This window comes from Tsuneonella troitsensis (assembly GCF_001441535.1).
Taxonomy (GTDB): domain Bacteria; phylum Pseudomonadota; class Alphaproteobacteria; order Sphingomonadales; family Sphingomonadaceae; genus Tsuneonella; species Tsuneonella troitsensis.
Window position 1 is genome coordinate 484,136 of sequence record NZ_LMAU01000002.1, and the last position, 16,832, is coordinate 500,967.

A 16,832-nucleotide genomic window follows, 5' to 3' on the forward strand; every position below is an offset into this window, starting at 1 on the left:
CCTATGCGGCCGTCAGAGGCCGACGGCGACGACTTCGCGGCCGTTGTAGTGCCCGCAGTGCGAGCAGAGGTTGTGCGGGCGCTTGAGCTCACCGCAGTTCGAGCATTCGTGGAATGCCTCGACCTTCAGCGAATCGTGCGACCGGCGCATACCCCGGCGGCTGGGCGAAACTTTTCTTTTTGGGACGGCCATGGTGGCACCTATTCCGTAAATAATTCAAGAGCGATTGCGGTTCGCCCTAGGCCAAGGCCCTGCAGCGCACAACCCGTATCGGGCCGGTGCGCGGCGACTAGGGACCCAGCCGTGGCGGGAAGGCGCGCCCTATAGCGAAAAACACGTCCGTTGCAAGCGCGCCCCGCTGTGCTAGCCAGCGCGCCTTCGGATCGCAATTTGAAATGGGGCGAACATGATCCTTCCGGTTACCTTGTGCGCTGCGGCTGCCGCGGCGATCATCAACATCTGGCTGTCGATCCGCATCGGCCAACTGCGGGTCCGTCACAAGGTGTCGATCGGCGACGATGCCGGCGGCCCGTTGACCGCACGGATGCGCGCCCAGCTCAATTTCGTCGAGAACACCGCCTTCGTGCTGATCCTGATCGCCGCTATCGAGATTTCCGGAAAAGGCCAGCCCTGGCTCGCCTGGGTCGCCGCAGCCTACATGCTGGGCCGCGTGGCGCACGGCCTGGGCATGGACGGCGGCGCGCTCGGCAAGGGGCGCTCGGTCGGAACTGCGATCACTATGCTGACCCAGCTTGGCCTGGCAGTGGTCGCGGTGTTGATCGCGATGGGTCGGATGTAGCGACGGGCGGCGTCTAAAAAGCCAGCCGCATTGTCACCGCCGGCCCGAAGCGCGTCTGCTGCGCGCCGGTGACGACAAAGCCGCATGCCTCGTAGAATTCATGCGCGGTGGGGCTGGCGATCACGCTGATCGCCCGGGCGCCCTTCTCGTCGGCAATCTCGCGAGCCTTGGCGATCAAAGACTGGCCGAAGCCGCGACGCCATGACCGCGGATCGACAAAAAGGCCATCGAGTTCCAGTTCGTCCACCACCCCGGCGGGCATCAGCACCATGAAGGCCCTGACACAACCGTGTGCCTCGGCAAGGTGAACCCAGCCCGCGGCAATGTGCTCGGCTGGCAGGGCTATCGCATCGGGATGTTCCAGCAGCGCCTCGCGGTAATCGTCCAGCGCTAAAGATGCGGAACGCTGAAGGTCTTCGAGAAGTCCACGCTCTTCGGACTCGGCTGGACGAATGGTGAGCCCCGGCGTCATTGCTCCGCAGCCGCTCAACTCAGCGCGTAATCGCTCACGAACGCGTTCGTCTGCCGTTCCCGCCCGAAGGTGCTCGTCGGGCCGTGGCCGGGAATGAATGTCACGTCGTTGCCCAGCGGCCAGAGCTTCTGGGTGATCGCGTCGAGCAGGTCCTGGTGGTTGCCCATCGGGAAGTCGGTGCGGCCGATGCTGCCCTGGAACAACACGTCGCCGACGATCGCGAATTTGCTCGGGCGGTGGAAGAAGACCACGTGGCCCGGCGTGTGGCCGGGGCAGTGGATCACTTCGAGCGTCAGTTCGCCCACGGTGACGGTATCGCCGTCTTCCAGCCAGCGGTCCGGCTCGAACACCTCGGCGTGCATGCCGTACTTGCCGCCGTCCTCGTCGAGGCGGCTGATCCAGAACCGGTCGGCCTCGTGCGGGCCCTCGATCTTCAGGCCCAGTTCCTTCGCCAGCATCCCGGTCTGCCCGCAATGATCGAGGTGGCCGTGCGTCACCAGCAGCTTTTCCAGCGTGACCCCCGCCCGCTCGACGCCGAGCTTCAACTTGTCGAGGTCGCCGCCGGGATCCACCAGCGCGCCCTTCATCGTCTTGGTGCACCAGATCAGCGAGCAGTTCTGCTGCAGCGGCGTGACCGGGATGATCGCGGCGCGCATCGGCGGTACGGGTTGGGGCGGCACGGGCTGGGATTGGTTCGTCATCGGGAAACAGGTGACGACGCGCGGCGAATATTGCAAGCTGCCGGCCACGATCGGACCATAACAGATCGGGATCGCTTCAATTGCCGCGAACGGGCCCGTGGATCGCGTGGACCCGTTCGGACCCTGATGGAGCGCATGAATGAACGTCGAAGCAGGCCATCCCGACTACTACGCACTGCTGCAGGTCGATCCAGACTGCAACGCGCGCACGCTCGAGATCGCGTATCACTATTTCGCCAAGCTCTATCACCCGGACAATCCGGACACCGCCGACCTCGACAAGTTCAGCGCGGTCGTCGACGCCTACAAGGTGCTGCGCGACGAGGAGCGGCGGGCCGAATACGATGCCCGCTATTTCTCGGCGCCCGGGCGAACGCGGCACAAGTTCGCGTTTGAGGGCGAACAGGTGCTCGACGAAAGGACCGCAGTCAGCGACGCGGAAATCCACGCCAGGATCCTGCTCGCGCTCTACAAGCGGCGCCGCGAGCAGGCGTCGGACGCCGGGGTGGTCGGTTGGCTGCTGCAGGAAACGCTCAACTGCTCCGACGAGCAGTTCGAATTTCACATCTGGTACCTGAAATCCAAGGGTTTCATCCAGATCACCGAGCAGGGCACGATGGAAATCACAATCGACGGCGTCGATCATGTCATCACGACCTCGAAGGCGTCGGTCGAGAAACTACGCATCGCGCATGCGGCAGCCGGCGACGAACAGTGACCGTCGAGCCGGGCCGGCTGGATCAGAGCCGGCCGCTCTTCCACACCACCCGCCCGACGATCTCGATCTCCGCCAACGAAACCTCGACCGGAGGATAGGCTAGATTCTGGCTGAGCAAGATAGCGCGGCCCGGCCCTGGCGCCGCCAGCCGCTTGACCATCAGGGCCTCCCCCACACGCACCACATGGATCCCGTCGCGCAAGGTGCGCTGGGCGCGGTCGACGAGGATTTCGTCACCGTCGTGCAGGACCGGTTCCATCGAATCACCCTGCACGCGGATGGTCGATAGCTGTCCGTCCGAGAGGCCCTGCTCCTTGAGCCAGCGGCGCGAGAAGCGGAACGAATCGAACGGGCGCTCGTCGGCACCGAGCGCGCCCGGTCCCGCCGCCGCGCCCAGCGCGAGCCGCGGCACTTCGATCCAGTCGCCCCGCGCCGATGCCACTGGGTGGTAAATTTCCTCCGCACCGCCCAACTCCGACTCGGGCACGCCGAAGAACTGAGCGAGCTTGCGCCGGTCGCCCTCTTCCAGCTTGCGCGGAGAGCCCTTGCGAATGAACTGCTGCAAGTAGCTGGAGTTACGCCCGATCATCTCCGACAGACCGGCAAGACTGACGCCCCGCGACTGGGCGAGGTCCAGCAGTCTTGCGCGCGCGGGGTCCTCGGATGCGTTCACCATGATTCCTTCCTACACGTAGGATTTTTCCTAGACAAGTAGGATTTCGCGTGGTGCTTCTGGGCCTCGATCGCATCCAACGAGTCGCACAAGGTCAGGAGTCGCATGTTGATCCGCAGAATAGAAAAGTTCCTTCGGGATAGCGGGATGCCCGCCACCAAGTTCGGGCGCCTTGCCACCAACGATCCCCGCTTCGTGCTCGACCTGCGCATGGGTCGCGAACCCCGTCATGCGACGAAAAGCCGTGTGGAACATTTCATGAACACGTATCGGGAGAACGCTGGTGCGCGATAGTCCGGGCCGGCCTTGCCGGGGGGTAGCGGAGCGTTTGCGCACCGCGCTGGTCATCTTGGCCGAGGGCCATGCGCAAGTCGTCCGCCAGTCGGAACGCGCGTGGGCGAGCATTACCTTCGAGGGGACGCGGCATACCGTGGAACTCTCCTTCGCCGGGTCAACCGCGTGCGAGGCTGGCGAGCGGCTGATCGCGGCGCTACCGGATCACGAATTCGCACTGCCCGGCCAGCTGGTGGCCGATGCCACGGTGACCGCGGTCGATCACCGAATTCATCCCGAACACCGCATGACGATCACGTGCGAGCTGCTGCTATTGAAGGATACGTGACCGGCGCGGCGCCGGTCGCCCGCGCTCAGTACCCGCGGGCAGGATCGAAGATCGGCCCGAGCGGTTCGCCCGCCACATAGCGGCGGCAGTTCTCGACGAAGCGTTCCGCCGAACGCACGAACATCTTCGACTGCGCGCGGCCCGACAGGTGCATGGTGACCTGCGCGTTGTCGAGCGACCAGAGCTTGTGGTCGGCGGGCAACGGTTCGGGCGTGGTCACGTCCAGCAGCGCGCCGCCGATCGACCGGGCTTCCAGCGCGGCGACCAGCGCCTCCTGGTCGATCACCGCGCCGCGCGCGATGTTGACGATCACCGCACTCGATTTCATCGCCGCCAGCTCGGCCGAGCCGATCATCGCGTCGGTTTCCGGCGTGGCTGGCACGGCCAGGATGATCCAGTCGAACTCGCCGAGCCGGGGCCGCCATTCGTCGGGGCCGAGCGCGCCCTCGGCTGCGGTGCGACGCACCGGGACGACCTCCACCTCGAACGCCTCGAGCCGCGTCTTGACGAGGCCGCCGATCGCGCCGGTGCCCAGCAGCAGCGCGCGCGAACCCGCCAGCTCGATCTTGCCGGGCGAATCGAGCAGCCACTCGCGGCGATCCTGTGCGCGAACGACGTCGCGGTAGCCCTTGGCGTGCACCAGCATCAGCATCACGACATATTCGGCGATCGTCAGCGCGTTGATACCCGCGCCGTTGGTGATCGTGACCTCGCGCTCCGCCAGCAGGTCGAGCGGCAGGAAATCGAGCCCGGCGTAAATCGAGTTGAGCCAGCGCAGGTTTCCGGCCGCGCGCACCGCCGCGATCATCGGTTCCTTCTTGTCGAGGTCGAACCAGCCGATCTCAGCCTCGGGCGCCAATGCCAGCAGTTCCTCGACCGAGGTGTACCACCGCGCCTCGATCCCGGGCGGCAGGTGCGGTTCGACGAGGGGGCGGACAAGGCCCGACAGGACGGCGATGGTCATAGCTTCCACTCCCAGCCCAGCGCATCGCCGTCCATCACCTCGACGCCCTTGGCGGCAAGCTCGTCGCGAATGGCGTCGGAGGCGGCGAAGTCCTTTTCGGCGCGGGCCTGCTTTCGGCGCGCGATGAGCCTGTCGATCTCGTCCTGGGCGATCGGGGCGTCGGCGGGGTCGATCCGCAGATCGCCGCGCGTCAGCTCCAGCAGGTTCAGGCCGAGCAGGTCGTCCGCGATCCGCACCAGCTGGATGCGCTTGGCCGCGGGCATCTTCTTGTTCGAGAGCACGCCCTCCAGCGCTGTCAGCACTTCGGGCGTGGCGAGGTCGGCGCTGATCGCGTCGTCGAACAGCGCCAGTTCCTGCTCGCTGAGCGGAAAGCTGCCCTCGGGCTGCTTCGATACCGCCATGTCGGCCTTCAGCTTCTCGACCGCCATCACCATGCGCTTCAACCGCACCAAGGCGGCACCGAGGCCCTCCCAGGTGAACTCGAGCTCGCTGCGGTAATGCGCCTGCAGGCACATCAGGCGATAGGCGAGCGGGTGATACCCGCGATCGACCAGCGACTGGAGGGTCAGGAACTCGCCGGTCGACTTCGACATCTTCCCGCGCCGATCGACGAGGAAGTTGTTGTGCATCCAGATGCGCGCGCCGGTGTCCGGCCCGCAGGCGTGCGCCTGGTTCTGGGCGATCTCGTTCGGATGGTGGATCTCGCGGTGATCGATCCCCCCGGTGTGGATGTCGAACGGGTGCCCGAGCAGCTCCGCGCTCATGACCGAGCACTCGATGTGCCAGCCCGGCGCGCCGCGGCCCCAGGGCGAATCCCACTCCATCTGGCGGCTTTCGCCCGGCGGAGTGGCGCGCCAGATCGCGAAGTCGGCGGCGTGCCGCTTGCCCTCCACGCTATCGATCCGGCTCTCTCCTTCGTCGGTCGACGCACGCGCGAGCCGGCCGTATTCGGGCACGGTCGAGACGTCGAAATACAGACCGCCGTCGAGCCGGTAGCAGTGCTTGGCCTCGATCGCCTTCGCCCACTCGATCATCGCCTCGACGTATTCGGTCGCGCGCGGGTGGGCGAGCTTGCGGACGTTGAGCCGCGCCAGATCGGCCTCGAACGCCTCCTGGTAATGGCGCGCGATGTCCCAGGCGGACTTGCCGAGCGATGCGGCCGCCTTTTCCATCTTGTCGTCGCCCGCATCGGCATCGCTGGTCAGGTGTCCGACGTCGGTGATGTTGACCACGTGGGTCAGCTTGTAGCCCTTGAAGCTCAGCGCCCGCCCAAGGGTATCGGCGAAGACATAGGCCCGCATGTTGCCGACATGCTGGTAGTTGTAGACAGTCGGCCCGCACGAATAGACGCGCGCCTCGCCGGGATGGATCGGCGCGAACGCCTCTAGGCTGCGGGTGAGCGAGTTGAAAAGGGTCAGGTCGGCCATCGGGCGCGCTTAGGTTGCGCGGCATCCTTCGACAAGCTCAGGATGAGCGGGTCTCGATACACGTTCCGCTCGTCCTGAGCCTGTCGAAGGACCGTAGAGCTACTCCCAACCTTCCCAGCGGACCACTTCGTCGAGCGGCGCGCGGGGGACGGGGAAGGTGTTGACCGGGTCCTCGCGGTCGCCCCAGCCGATGGCGACTCCGCAAAAGAAGATGTGATCGTCGGGGATGTCGATCACTTCGCGGATCTGCGGCGAATAGACCGCCCACGCCTCCTGGAAGCAGCAATCGAGGCCTTCCTCGCGCAGCAGCAGTGCGATCGTCTGCAGCCACATGCCGATGTCCGACCATTGCGGCGGGCCCATATATTTCGGCGTGTGAACCAGCAGAAGCACCGGCGCATCGAACGCGCGGAAGTTCTTCGCGAACCACATCAGGCGCGCCATCTTGTCCTCGCGCGGGATCTGGAGCGCGCCGTACATGTGCTCGCCGATCGCGCGCCGCCGCGCTTCGTAGTTGCCCTCCAGCTCGGGCGGATAGACGTGATATTCGGGCGCAAAGGCCTTGCTGCCCTTGGGCACATCCTGCGCCACCCGCGCGATGAGGCGCTGAAGCGGGTCGCCGGTCAGCACGATCCCGTGCCACGGCTGGGTATTCCCGCCCGAAGCCGAACGCTGCGCCTTCTCGAGAATGCGCTCGAGCACCTCGCGATCGACCGGCTTGTCGAGATAGGCGCGGATAGATCTGCGGGTGGCAACGGCTTCGGTAACGTTCATCAATCCACCTCGAACAGTTCGGCAAGTTGCTCGGTGATCGTGCCGCCGAGTTGTTCGACGTCCATGATCGTCACCGCGCGCTTGTAGTAGCGGGTTACGTCGTGCCCGATGCCGATGGCGACTAGCTGGACCGGCGATTGCTTCTCGATCCAGTCGATCACCTTGCGCAGGTGCTGCTCGAGATACCCGGCGCTGTTCACGCTCAGCGTGCTGTCGTCGACCGGCGCGCCGTCGGAGATGACCATGAGGATCCGGCGATCCTCGGCCCGCGCGAGCAGGCGGTCGTGCGCCCAGAGCAGCGCCTCGCCGTCGATGTTTTCCTTGAGCAGCCCCTCGCGCATCATCAGGCCGAGGTTGCGGCGCGCGCGGCGCCAAGGCTCGTCGGCTCGCTTGTAAATGATGTGGCGCAGGTCGTTGAGGCGGCCAGGCTGCGCGGGCTTGCCCTCGGCCAGCCACGCTTCGCGGCTCTGCCCGCCCTTCCATGCGCGGGTCGTGAAGCCGAGCACCTCCGTCTTCACGCCGACCCGTTCGAGCGTGCGCCCGAGAATGTCGGCGCTGATCGCCGCGATGCTGATCGGGCGACCGCGCATCGAGCCCGAATTGTCGATCAGCAGCGTGACGACGGTGTCCTTGAACTCCTGCTCGCGCTCGATCTTGTAGCTCAGCGAATGGCCGGGACTGACGACGACGCGCGCCAGCCGCGCGGCATCGAGCAGGCCTTCCTCCTGGTCGAAGTCCCACGAGCGGTTCTGCTGCGCCATGAGGCGACGCTGGAGCCGGTTTGCAAGGCGGGTAACCACGCCCTGCAGGCCGGTAAGCTGGCTGTCGAGATAGGCGCGCAGACGGTCGAGCTCGTCGCTGTCGCACAGTTCCGGCGCGGTGATTTCCTCGTCGAACTTGGTCGTCCAGGCCTTGTAGTCGAAGCCTTCGGGAATGTCGGTCCAGGGGCGGTTCGGACGGACGGGCATCATGCCCTCCTCGCCCTCGTCCGCCGGCTCGCCGCCGTCCATGTCCTCTTCGGCCGACATTTCGGTCTCGCCGTCGCCGTCGTCGTCGCCTTCGGACATTTCGCCGGCCATATCGGTGGCCTGCGGATCGCCCTGACCTTCGTTGTCGTCCTCGCCCTCGTCCTGCTCGTCGCCCTCGGGCTCGTCCCCGTCGTCGCTGTCGTCGGAGGACTGATCCGGGTCCTCCGGCATCGTCAGTTCGAGGTGCCGCAACAGGTCGAGCGACAGGTTCTGGAACGCCTTCTGGTCGTCGAGCGACCGGGCGAGCGCGTCGAAATCGGCGCCCGCGCGATCCTCGATCCACTGGCGGACCATCGCCACGCCCGGCGCCGCGCGCGCAGGCACCGGCTGACCGGTCAGCTTTTCGCGCAGGATCAGCCCGAGCGCGGTGGGCAGCGGCACGTCTTCAGCCCGCATCGCACGGGCGATCGGATCACCGGCGGTACGAAGCTCCATTGCGGCATCAAGATTGCCGCGTATCCCACTGAAAGTGTTCGAACCAAGTGCTTCGTAGCGGATCGTCTCGGCCACGTCGTAGCAGGCGCGTGCCACCGGTTCGGGCGGCGCGCCGCGCGCGTGCAGGCCTTCGTCGTGGTGGAGCAGCCGCAGCGCGAAACCGTCGGCCACGCCGCGCGCCTCGCGCACCTGATCCGGCGGCAGCGAGCGCCCCGGCAACGGCACCCGCATCTGCTTGCCGCGCACGGTGGGCGCATCGGCGCTCCACGCAACCTCGACCTCCGGCTCATGCGCAAGCGCACGGCTGGCGCCGGTCAGCGCGTGCTTGAAGCGGTCGAGGGGGGTTTCGTCTGCCAAGCGCGGTTACAGGATCGACTGGCCCGTCTTCGCCCAGTCGGCCAGGAAACCCTCGATCCCCTTGTCGGTGAGGACGTGGTTGGCGAGGCTCTTGATGACCTTGGGAGGCGCGGTCATCACGTCGGCGCCGATCCGCGCGCTTTCGAGGACGTGGACCGCGTGGCGCACGCTGGCGACGAGAATTTCCGTACGGAAATCATAGTTGTCGTAGATCAACCTGATATCGCGGATGAGGTCCATTCCGTCGAAGCCATTATCGTCATGCCGGCCGACGAAGGGCGAAACGAAGGTCGCCCCCGACTTGGCTGCCAGCAGCGCCTGGTTCGCGGAAAAGCACAGGGTAACGTTGACCATCGTCCCGTCACTGGACAGCGCGCGGCAGGTCTTCAGCCCGTCGATCGTCAGCGGCACCTTGATGCACACGTTGTCGGCGATCTTGCGGAGGACTTCGGCCTCTTTCATCATCGTGTCGTGGTCCAGCGCGACGACTTCCGCGCTGACGGGTCCCTCGACGATCCCGCAGATTTCCTTGGTCACTTCCATGAAGTCGCGGCCGGACTTGTGGATCAACGACGGATTGGTGGTCACCCCGTCGAGCAGACCCGCGTCGTTGAGTTCGCGGATGTCGGCGATCTCGGCGGTGTCGGCGAAGAATTTCATGAAAACGTCTCTCCGGAATGGGCGATTCCCGGAGAGCCTTAGCTGGTGAGCCGGACGGGTGCTAGAGCGGGTTCCCGCCGCCGAAGACGCCGATGATCAGCGGATCGCGGGTGCCGCGGGGATCGCGGCGGATCGTCTCTTCCTCGAAGCCGATCTGGTCCCAGATCACGTTTTCGACCGTACCGGCGAACGTGCGTGCGACCCCGCCGACGTCGATCCCGGTCAGGCCGGCGAGAACTTCGCCGACCAGCGGGTCGCTCGCCACGCGCAGGCCCTGCCCGATTTCCGGGACCATCGCGTCGAGCAGGCGGACGCCCATCTCCTGGCGCAGGTAGCTGGTCGCCGAGCGCGGGCCGCCGCGAACCAGATCGACCGCGTTCTCGAAGCCGACGATGCGGATCGTGTCGGCCACGATCGGTGCGGCCCGCTGGGTCGCGTCGTATGCGACCGGTGCGAGCGCATCCGCGAGCCGGTCCTTGAACAGGGCCGACGTGAGGATGCGGTTCATGACGCCGCCCCGCGCGCCCAGCAACGTGTCGAAGCCGAGCGAAGCGACCTGCTGGTCCCAGAAGCCGCCCGGGGCGGTCATCCGCTCGAACGCGCGCGAACTCGAAAGGAACAACAGGCGGGCGATCGCATCGGTGAAGCTGAAGCCGCCATAGGGTCCCGCGCAGGCCGGGAGGACGAGCGCACCGCTCGCCACGCCCAGCCCGGCGATGAAGCCGCGGCGGTGAAATTTCGTCGGGGTATCGGTGATCAAATCGGTCATTCTGGAAGTCCTTGCCTTGCCGCTCCACCCCGGCGACGCCCATATGGGCATGAACACATGAACCGCGCCCGACTTGTCATATTCAACGCCGCGCTCGGCCCGCTCGACTACCGCGTTCCGGAAGGGATGCACGTCGAGCCCGGGTCGGTCGTCGTCGCGCCGCTCGGCCCTCGCCAGATCGTCGGGATCGTCTGGGAGGCTGAACGGCTCCCCGCGAGCGAGGTTCCGGAGGCCAAGCTGCGCCCCTTGGCAAGTGTTCTGCCGGTCCCTCCGCTCAAGGCCGAGTTGCGCCGCCTGATCGAGTGGACCGCCGACTACTATTGCGCGCCGCTCGCGGCCGTGGCGCGGATGGTGCTGGCAAGCGGCGGCGCGCTGCGCGGTCCGGCCACGATGACCGAATATCGCCTGTCCGGAGGTGCGCCCGAACGACTCACCCCGCAGCGCCTGGCGGCGATCGAAGCGCTGGAAGGCGAGCAGGCGACCATCCGCGAACTCGCGGGAATCGCGGGGGTCAGCGAAGGCGTCTTGCGCGGACTCGTCAATCAGGGGGTGCTGGAGCCGGTTCTTGTCGATTGCGACAGGCCCTACCCCTCCGCGCGTGCAGATTTTTCCGTCCCGGTGCTGAATTCTGCACAGTCGGAAGCGTCGAAACACATCATTTCGGCGGTCGAGGAAGGGCAATTCGCGCCCTTCCTGCTCGACGGGGTGACCGGCTCGGGCAAGACCGAAGTCTATCTCGAGGCGGTCGCCAAATCGCTCGAAATGGATCGCCAGACGCTTGTTCTGCTGCCGGAAATCGCCCTTACGGAAGCCTTCCTGCGCCGGTTCGAGGATCGCTTCGGAACCCCGCCGGTCGTGTGGCATTCGTCGCTCAAATCCACCGAGCGTCGCCGCGCCTGGCGCGCCATCGCTGCCGGCGAAGCGCAGGTCGTCGTCGGCGCCCGCTCGGCGCTTTTCCTGCCGTTCGCCGCACTCGGTTTGATCGTGGTCGACGAGGCGCACGAGGTCAGTTTCAAGCAGGACGACGGGGTGCGCTACAACGCGCGCGATGTAGCGGTAATGCGCGCCCGGTTCGAAGGAATTCCGGTCGTGCTGGCCAGTGCGACGCCCGCGATCGAAAGCCTGCAAATGGCCGAAAGCGGGGTGTACGAACGCCTCGTGCTCGACGACCGCTACGGCGGCGCTCGGCTCCCTACGATCGATACGATCGACCTGACCGCGGAGCCGCCCGCACGCGGTCGCTGGCTCGCCCCGCGGCTGGTGGCCGGGATGGAGGAACGGCTGGCGCGAGGAGAACAGTCGCTCCTGTTCCTCAACCGCCGCGGCTATGCCCCGCTGACGCTGTGCCGGAACTGCGGTTTCCGCTTCCAGTGCCCCAATTGCAGTGCGTGGCTCGTCGAGCATCGCCTTTCGCGGCGGCTGGCCTGTCACCACTGCGGCCACGAAACGCCCCCGCCGCCCGCCTGTCCGGAATGCGGCGAACTCGACTGCCTCGTCGCTTGCGGTCCCGGGGTCGAACGGATCGCCGACGAGGTCGCCGAGATCCTCCCCGAAGCGCGGATCGCGGTCGTCACCAGCGACACGATCAACACGCCCGAGAAGGCCGCCGATTTCGTCGCCCGGGCCGAAGCCGGGGCGATCGACGTGATCGTGGGCACGCAACTCGTCACCAAGGGGTTCCATTTTCCCGAACTTACCCTCGTCGGCGTGGTCGATGCGGACCTCGGTCTCGAGGGCGGAGACTTGCGTGCGGCCGAGCGGACCTATCAGCAAGTTGCGCAAGTAGCGGGTCGCGCAGGACGCGGCTCGAAGCCGGGTGAAGTGCTGATCCAAACCCGGCATCCGACCGCATCGGTCATTGCCGCGCTCGCCGCAGGAGACCGGGATGCCTTTTACGAAGCCGAGACCGAGGCACGTCGCCATGCCGGCGCGCCTCCTTTCGGGCGCTGGGCAGCCATCATCGTGTCCAGCGAGGACGAGGCCGAGGCCCGCGAGGCCGCCAACCGCATCGGCGATTCTCGGCCGCGGGTGGACGATGTGGCCATCCTCGGCCCGGCGCCCGCACCCCTTGCCCTGCTGCGCGGCCGATACCGCTATCGCCTGTTGCTCAACGCTCGCCGCACGGCGCAGGTACAGCACGTGATCCGCGACTGGCTCGCCCCGCTGCGCTTCGCGCCGGGGGTGCGCGTTTCGATCGACATCGACCCGTACAGCTTTGTTTGAGGTCGGCCTCCAGTTGCGCTAGCAATTGCCCTTGGCTCGCGCAGAAGCCTGCTGGGGGACTTCGATACATGTTCAAGTTGAAGGTTTTACTGGCGGCCACCGCCGCCGTGCTCGGTGCGCCGGCCATCGCCGCGGATTGGCATCTCGCCAAAACCGAAAACTTTACGATCTATTCGGAAGATACGCGCGAGGCCACGGTCGAGTTCGCCCACGAGTTGGAGCGTCTGGACGAAGCGCTGAGAATCATCAGCGGGATCGGGCCCGCAAAGGAAGACACTCCTGAATCGATCAAGGTCACCGTATTCCGCTTCGGCGAGACGAGCGACATGGCCGCCCTTGCCGGAGCCGCAGGCAGCGGGATCGGTGGTTTCTTCATTCCGCGCGCTTCGGGCGCCGTCGCGTTCGTTCCCATGAAGCGAAACGTCCGCCGCGAGCGCGGATTTCAGACTGCGTACGATTCGAATCTGGACCTCGATCCCAAGGCGACGTTGATGCACGAGTACGTGCACTACTTCATGTATCAGCACGCCGATGCCCCTTATCCGCTGTGGTACAGTGAAGGCTTCGCCGAGCTTTTTTCGAACGTGCAATTCAACGACGATCATTTTGTGATTGGCGAGGTTCCGCCGTGGCGTAGTCCGGCGTTGGCAACGATAAAGGTCGATCTCGAAAAAACCTTCGATCCTTCTGCCAAAGCCGATCGCGATAGCGTCGGCCGAATCTACGGCCACGGCTGGCTGATCGCCAGCCATCTCAATTTGAAGCCCGAGCGACGCGGTCAGATTACTAAATATATGAGCGGAATAGCCGATGGGAAACCGCCGATGGAGTCCGCCCGGCTGGCATTCGGCGACCTCGACACGCTTACTGCAGAGCTCGAGGCTTTCCGCAAGGGCCGGGCCTTCCTGCTCAAAGTGCCCTATCTCGAGCGTAAAGAGCCAGAGGTAGAAGTCAGCGTGTTGGCGCCTGACGAAGCTGCGAGAATGCAGATCATGATCCCCGCCAAGCGTGGTGTTGACGAAGAAGAAGCCAAAAAGCTGGTCGGCACCGCTCGCACTCTAACCGAGCGTTACCCCAACAGCGCCGCTTTTCTTCTGACGGCAACCGAGGCAGAGTTCGACGCTCGCAACTTCGATGGTGCGGAAAAGCTTGCCGACCGCGTCCTTGCGATCGATCCCAAGTCGGTCGATGCCGCGATCTACCGCGCGCAGGTCGACCTCATGCGCTCACGGGAAGATCCGTCAAAGCTCGTCGAAGCGCGGCGCAAGTTCATTGCAGCCAACAACATGAAGAGCGATCACGCCTTTCCCCTTTACGGGTATTATCTCACGCACCTTTTTGACGAGAGTACGACAGTCGTACCAGAAGCGGCGAAGGCCGCACTCGAAAGCGCATTCGCGTACGCGCCCTTCGACCAAGGCGTGCGGCGAGCGATCATCTATTCCCTGCTTACCGAAGATCGAACTATTGAAGCGCGCGTAGTCGGCGCAAGCTACCTCGCGGGCAACGGCGGTTACGCTTGCATGCTGCGCAAAAAGTTCGAGGCTTTCGAAAAGGGGGAAAAAGCTGCCCTACTTAAAGAGGTAAAGCCTGAGCATCCCGCCATCTACCGCGATGAAGCGGCCCAAAAGGCCGAGCGAGACAGGCAACGCGAAGAAATCAAAAGCTTCGGGTGTGAGGTGTAAAGTCATGACGAGCGCCGATTCCACGCTTACGGTCCATCACCTGCGCCTTTCGCAATCCGAACGGATCGTCTGGCTGTGCGAGGAGTTGCGGCTCAATTACGAGCTCAAGCTCTACTCTCGCCGCACCGACAACAACCTTGCACCGGATGAATACAAGGCGCTGCACCCGATGGGCATCGCGCCGGTGATCGAGGACGAAGGACCCGACGGCAAGGTCGTGCTTGGCGAGAGCGGTGCGATTATCGACTGGATCGTGGCGAAGCACGCGCCGGAAACCGAGTTGGTACCCGGTCCCGGGCATCCCGATTACGCCGATCACCTGTTCTTCTACCACTGGGCCAACGCGACCTTCATGACCAACGGCATGATGGCGCTCGTCGCCATGCGCATGGTTGAGGGAGGATCGATGCCCCCGTTCGTGGCGGACCGCATGGCCAAGAGCTGGGCCATCGTCGAGCGGCGGCTGGGCGAGTCAGAATATTTCGGCGGGTCGCAGCTGACCACGGCCGATATCATGATGGGCTTCCAGCTCACCACGAGCCGGGCGATGAGCGGAATGAGCATCGACGGGATGCCGAACCTGAAGAGCTACCTAAAGCGCATCGGCGACCGCCCGGCCTATCAACGCGCGATGGCCAAGGCCGAGCCGGGGATGCCTCCCAAGCTCGACTGACCATAGCCCCGTTAGCGACCGTCCGCGTAGGGCGGAGTGCACCCGGCATGGACCGCGCTCGCCTGTTCTCCGAGCCAGGCCATCGCCGCCGCCCAGGGGCCGTGCCCGAAACTGATCCGCGCCACGCCGAGTGCGGCAAGATCGCCCATCGTGCCGCGTCCGGGTCCCCAAAGGACGTTGACCGGCAGTGGCGACCGCTCGCAGATCGAGGCGATCGTTGGATGGTCGCCCAGGAAGGGCACGAACAGGCTGCCTGCCCCCGCGTCCGCAAAGGCGTGACCGCGATCCACGACCGCATCGATCAAGGCAGGCGTGTAGTCCGCAGGGTCGATGCCCCGGTAAACATCGGTTCGCGCGTTGATGTGGAGACCGGTCCGCGCCGCACCCGCGATCCGGGCCGCGGCCTCGGCAACCGGCAGCAGGGCCGTCTTTCGGGGCATTCGGTCTTCCATGTTGATGCCGATAGCTCCGATTTCCCGAGCACGATCGACGGAAACCTGCACTTCGTCGGGCGTCTCGCCATATCCCGCTTCCATGTCGATCGTCACCGGCAGTTCGGTGATCGAGACGATCCGCCGCAGGTTCTCGAGCACGACCTCGAGTGGAAGCGTTTCGCCATCCTTGAATCCTTGCGCTTCCGCCACTCCATAGCTGCCCGTAGCAATCGCCTTGGCTCCGCCATCGGCCACCGCCTTCGCACTGCCCGCATCCCAGATGTTGAACAGAACTAGCGGGTCGCCGGGCACGTGCAGCGCGCGGAATGCTCCGACCTTGTCCATTACTCCGCTCCTTCGCGCTTTAGCAACTCGCGCTTGATGTCGAGGCCATAGGCGTATCCGCCAAGATCCCCGCCCGTCCGGATCACCCGGTGGCATGGGATCAATACCGCGACGTTGTTGCGGCCGTTGGCGCTGCCCGCCGCGCGCACCGCCTTGGGGTTGCCCGCTGACGCCGCAATCTGGGCATAGGTCCGGGTCTCTCCGGGAGGTATCTCTCGCAAGGCCTTCCAGCAGGCCTCCTGGAATGCGGTGCCCTTCACGTCGAGCGGAATGTCGGTGGATTGGCCCGGCGCTTCGACGGCAGCGACGACTTCGGATACCAACCGCTCGAACTCTTCGCCGCCTTGCTTGAGATCGGCGTTAGGAAACCGCCGAGTCAGTTCCTCGGATCCCTCGTCGAACGAGAGGCGACAGACGCCTTTGGGAGTTGCAGCGACGAGCATCGCGCCGAGCGAGGTTTCGACGACCGCCCAGCGGATCGTCACGCCGCGCCCGCCTTTGCGCCAGGCGGAAGGGGCCATGCCCAGCTTGTCGTCCATCGCTTCGTAGAACCGGCTCGGACTGTCGTATCCAGCTTCGTAGATCGCGTCCGTCACCCTTCCCCCTTCGCTCAATGCCGCCCGCGCCCGCTCTTCGCGCAAGGCGCGGGCATATGCGGCGGGTGAAAGGCCAGTGGCGCGGGTGAAAATGCGTTGGAAATGGCTTGGCGAGTACCCCGTGAGGGCGGCCAGTTCGTCGAGCCGCGGTTGGGCGTCGAGCGATGCGGCGGAACTCTTGATCTCGTCGATAGCCGAACGGACCGCTGCCTCGTCTCGGGCGACATCGTCGGGCTTGCAGCGCTTGCACGCACGCAGGCCCGCCGCTTCGGCATCGGAGGACGAGGCATAGAAGCGCACGTTTTCGCGCTTCGGCGGGCGCGCCGGGCAGCTGGGGCGGCAATAGATGCCCGTCGAGTGGACACCGGTCACGAACTGGCCGTCGAAGCGCCGGTCCTTGGCCAGCGCGATCCGCCAGCGGTCTTCATCGGTGAGGTTCTGGGTGGTCATGGTTTCATCCTCGTAAGTGCCAGAAGG

The 16,832-nt window shown here is 65.4% G+C and carries 19 protein-coding genes; 7 read left to right on the top strand and 12 right to left on the bottom strand.

All coding sequences use genetic code 11. The features are described 5' to 3' along the window. Window positions 1-12: 12 nt before the first annotated feature. Window positions 13-192: a 50S ribosomal protein L32 gene (rpmF, locus tag AR323_RS05930; RefSeq protein WP_057883014.1), complete on the bottom strand. Its 180-nt coding sequence runs from the start codon at window positions 190-192 to the stop codon at window positions 13-15. A 214-nt stretch (window positions 193-406) separates the two neighbouring features. Here rpmF and AR323_RS05935 point away from each other — a divergent pair, with 214 nt between their 5' ends. Next, on the top strand, window positions 407-799 hold the full coding sequence (locus AR323_RS05935; RefSeq protein ID WP_057883015.1) for an MAPEG family protein: 393 nt from the start codon (window positions 407-409) through the stop codon (window positions 797-799). A gap of 13 nt (window positions 800-812) precedes the next feature. Here AR323_RS05935 and AR323_RS05940 read toward each other — a convergent pair whose 3' ends face one another. Together AR323_RS05940 and AR323_RS05945 are read right to left on the bottom strand one after the other, a co-directional pair. Next, entirely contained in the window at window positions 813-1,271 is a 459-nt protein-coding gene (locus AR323_RS05940) for a GNAT family N-acetyltransferase (RefSeq protein ID WP_057883016.1), read from the bottom strand. Between the two features lie 14 nt (window positions 1,272-1,285). Continuing rightward, entirely contained in the window at window positions 1,286-1,927 is a 642-nt protein-coding gene (locus AR323_RS05945; RefSeq protein ID WP_057883017.1) for an MBL fold metallo-hydrolase, read from the bottom strand. Between the two features lie 184 nt (window positions 1,928-2,111). On the opposite strand from AR323_RS05945, the gene AR323_RS05950 reads away from it, so the two are divergent. Next, window positions 2,112-2,690: a J domain-containing protein gene (locus tag AR323_RS05950; protein WP_057883018.1), complete on the top strand. Its 579-nt coding sequence runs from the start codon at window positions 2,112-2,114 to the stop codon at window positions 2,688-2,690. A 22-nt stretch (window positions 2,691-2,712) separates the two neighbouring features. On the opposite strand, the gene AR323_RS05955 is transcribed toward AR323_RS05950, so the two are convergent. Next, window positions 2,713-3,366, bottom strand: coding sequence for a LexA family transcriptional regulator (locus tag AR323_RS05955; RefSeq protein ID WP_057883019.1), 654 nt, complete (start codon window positions 3,364-3,366; stop codon window positions 2,713-2,715). Between the two features lie 102 nt (window positions 3,367-3,468). Here AR323_RS05955 and AR323_RS05960 point away from each other — a divergent pair, with 102 nt between their 5' ends. Together AR323_RS05960 and AR323_RS05965 are read left to right on the top strand one after the other, a co-directional pair. Then, entirely contained in the window at window positions 3,469-3,657 is a 189-nt protein-coding gene (locus AR323_RS05960) for a hypothetical protein (protein WP_057883020.1), read from the top strand. Beyond that, complete coding sequence (locus tag AR323_RS05965) at window positions 3,647-3,985, top strand: hypothetical protein (protein ID WP_057883021.1); 339 nt, start codon at window positions 3,647-3,649, stop codon at window positions 3,983-3,985. The genes AR323_RS05960 and AR323_RS05965 overlap by 11 nt, the downstream gene beginning before the upstream one ends. A 25-nt stretch (window positions 3,986-4,010) precedes the next feature. Here the strand turns inward: AR323_RS05965 and AR323_RS05970 are convergent, their stop codons facing one another. From AR323_RS05970 to AR323_RS05995, 6 genes are all read right to left on the bottom strand, one after another. Then, window positions 4,011-4,949 (bottom strand): D-2-hydroxyacid dehydrogenase, encoded by a 939-nt coding sequence (locus AR323_RS05970; protein ID WP_057883022.1) that lies wholly within the window; start codon window positions 4,947-4,949, stop codon window positions 4,011-4,013. Continuing rightward, a complete protein-coding gene (gene cysS / locus AR323_RS05975; RefSeq protein WP_057883023.1) occupies window positions 4,946-6,376 on the bottom strand; it encodes a cysteine--tRNA ligase in 1,431 nt (476 codons plus the stop codon). The genes AR323_RS05970 and cysS overlap by 4 nt, the downstream gene beginning before the upstream one ends. Before the next feature lie 99 nt (window positions 6,377-6,475). Then, window positions 6,476-7,150, bottom strand: coding sequence for a nitroreductase (locus tag AR323_RS05980; protein ID WP_057883024.1), 675 nt, complete (start codon window positions 7,148-7,150; stop codon window positions 6,476-6,478). Then, window positions 7,150-8,970, bottom strand: a complete 1,821-nt coding sequence (gene cobT, locus AR323_RS05985) for a cobaltochelatase subunit CobT (RefSeq protein WP_057883025.1) — start codon at window positions 8,968-8,970, stop codon at window positions 7,150-7,152. The genes AR323_RS05980 and cobT overlap by 1 nt, the downstream gene beginning before the upstream one ends. Window positions 8,971-8,976: 6 nt before the next feature. Continuing rightward, the gene (gene fsa / locus AR323_RS05990; RefSeq protein WP_057883026.1) at window positions 8,977-9,630 is read right to left on the bottom strand and encodes a fructose-6-phosphate aldolase; all 654 of its coding nucleotides are present in this window, start codon (window positions 9,628-9,630) and stop codon (window positions 8,977-8,979) included. A gap of 61 nt (window positions 9,631-9,691) precedes the next feature. Next, window positions 9,692-10,399 carry a DUF4197 family protein gene (locus tag AR323_RS05995; protein WP_057883027.1) on the bottom strand — a complete coding sequence of 236 codons (708 nt, stop codon included), beginning with the start codon at window positions 10,397-10,399 and terminating at the stop codon, window positions 9,692-9,694. Window positions 10,400-10,456: 57 nt separating this feature from the next. On the opposite strand from AR323_RS05995, the gene AR323_RS06000 reads away from it, so the two are divergent. From AR323_RS06000 to AR323_RS06010, 3 genes are all read left to right on the top strand, one after another. Further along, window positions 10,457-12,622: a primosomal protein N' gene (locus tag AR323_RS06000; protein WP_057883028.1), complete on the top strand. Its 2,166-nt coding sequence runs from the start codon at window positions 10,457-10,459 to the stop codon at window positions 12,620-12,622. A gap of 68 nt (window positions 12,623-12,690) precedes the next feature. Next, window positions 12,691-14,307 (top strand): hypothetical protein, encoded by a 1,617-nt coding sequence (locus AR323_RS06005; RefSeq protein ID WP_057883029.1) that lies wholly within the window; start codon window positions 12,691-12,693, stop codon window positions 14,305-14,307. Between the two features lie 4 nt (window positions 14,308-14,311). Further along, window positions 14,312-14,980, top strand: coding sequence for a glutathione S-transferase family protein (locus AR323_RS06010; protein WP_057883030.1), 669 nt, complete (start codon window positions 14,312-14,314; stop codon window positions 14,978-14,980). Between the two features lie 11 nt (window positions 14,981-14,991). Here AR323_RS06010 and AR323_RS06015 read toward each other — a convergent pair whose 3' ends face one another. Continuing rightward, window positions 14,992-15,759, bottom strand: a complete 768-nt coding sequence (locus AR323_RS06015; RefSeq protein WP_057883031.1) for an isocitrate lyase/PEP mutase family protein — start codon at window positions 15,757-15,759, stop codon at window positions 14,992-14,994. After that, window positions 15,759-16,805: a bifunctional DNA-binding transcriptional regulator/O6-methylguanine-DNA methyltransferase Ada gene (ada, locus tag AR323_RS06020; protein WP_057883032.1), complete on the bottom strand. Its 1,047-nt coding sequence runs from the start codon at window positions 16,803-16,805 to the stop codon at window positions 15,759-15,761. The genes AR323_RS06015 and ada overlap by 1 nt, the downstream gene beginning before the upstream one ends. Window positions 16,806-16,832: the final 27 nt, after the last annotated feature.

Bases quoted from the DNA above. Each gene is read 5' to 3' on its own strand.
- AR323_RS05955 (WP_057883019.1), bottom strand. From the start codon at position 3,366: ATGGTGAACGCATCCGAGGACCCCGCGCGCGCAAGACTGCTGGACCTC.
- rpmF (WP_057883014.1), bottom strand. From the start codon at position 192: ATGGCCGTCCCAAAAAGAAAAGTTTCGCCCAGCCGCCGGGGTATGCGC.
- AR323_RS06010 (WP_057883030.1), top strand. From the start codon at position 14,312: ATGACGAGCGCCGATTCCACGCTTACGGTCCATCACCTGCGCCTTTCG.
- AR323_RS05980 (WP_057883024.1), bottom strand. From the start codon at position 7,150: ATGAACGTTACCGAAGCCGTTGCCACCCGCAGATCTATCCGCGCCTAT.
- AR323_RS05970 (WP_057883022.1), bottom strand. From the start codon at position 4,949: ATGACCATCGCCGTCCTGTCGGGCCTTGTCCGCCCCCTCGTCGAACCG.
- AR323_RS06005 (WP_057883029.1), top strand. From the start codon at position 12,691: ATGTTCAAGTTGAAGGTTTTACTGGCGGCCACCGCCGCCGTGCTCGGT.
- AR323_RS05945 (WP_057883017.1), bottom strand. From the start codon at position 1,927: ATGCGCGCCGCGATCATCCCGGTCACGCCGCTGCAGCAGAACTGCTCG.
- AR323_RS06015 (WP_057883031.1), bottom strand. From the start codon at position 15,759: ATGGACAAGGTCGGAGCATTCCGCGCGCTGCACGTGCCCGGCGACCCG.
- cysS (WP_057883023.1), bottom strand. From the start codon at position 6,376: ATGGCCGACCTGACCCTTTTCAACTCGCTCACCCGCAGCCTAGAGGCG.
- ada (WP_057883032.1), bottom strand. From the start codon at position 16,805: ATGACCACCCAGAACCTCACCGATGAAGACCGCTGGCGGATCGCGCTG.
- AR323_RS06000 (WP_057883028.1), top strand. From the start codon at position 10,457: ATGAACCGCGCCCGACTTGTCATATTCAACGCCGCGCTCGGCCCGCTC.
- AR323_RS05995 (WP_057883027.1), bottom strand. From the start codon at position 10,399: ATGACCGATTTGATCACCGATACCCCGACGAAATTTCACCGCCGCGGC.
- AR323_RS05940 (WP_057883016.1), bottom strand. From the start codon at position 1,271: ATGACGCCGGGGCTCACCATTCGTCCAGCCGAGTCCGAAGAGCGTGGA.
- fsa (WP_057883026.1), bottom strand. From the start codon at position 9,630: ATGAAATTCTTCGCCGACACCGCCGAGATCGCCGACATCCGCGAACTC.
- AR323_RS05950 (WP_057883018.1), top strand. From the start codon at position 2,112: ATGAACGTCGAAGCAGGCCATCCCGACTACTACGCACTGCTGCAGGTC.
- AR323_RS05935 (WP_057883015.1), top strand. From the start codon at position 407: ATGATCCTTCCGGTTACCTTGTGCGCTGCGGCTGCCGCGGCGATCATC.
- AR323_RS05960 (WP_057883020.1), top strand. From the start codon at position 3,469: ATGTTGATCCGCAGAATAGAAAAGTTCCTTCGGGATAGCGGGATGCCC.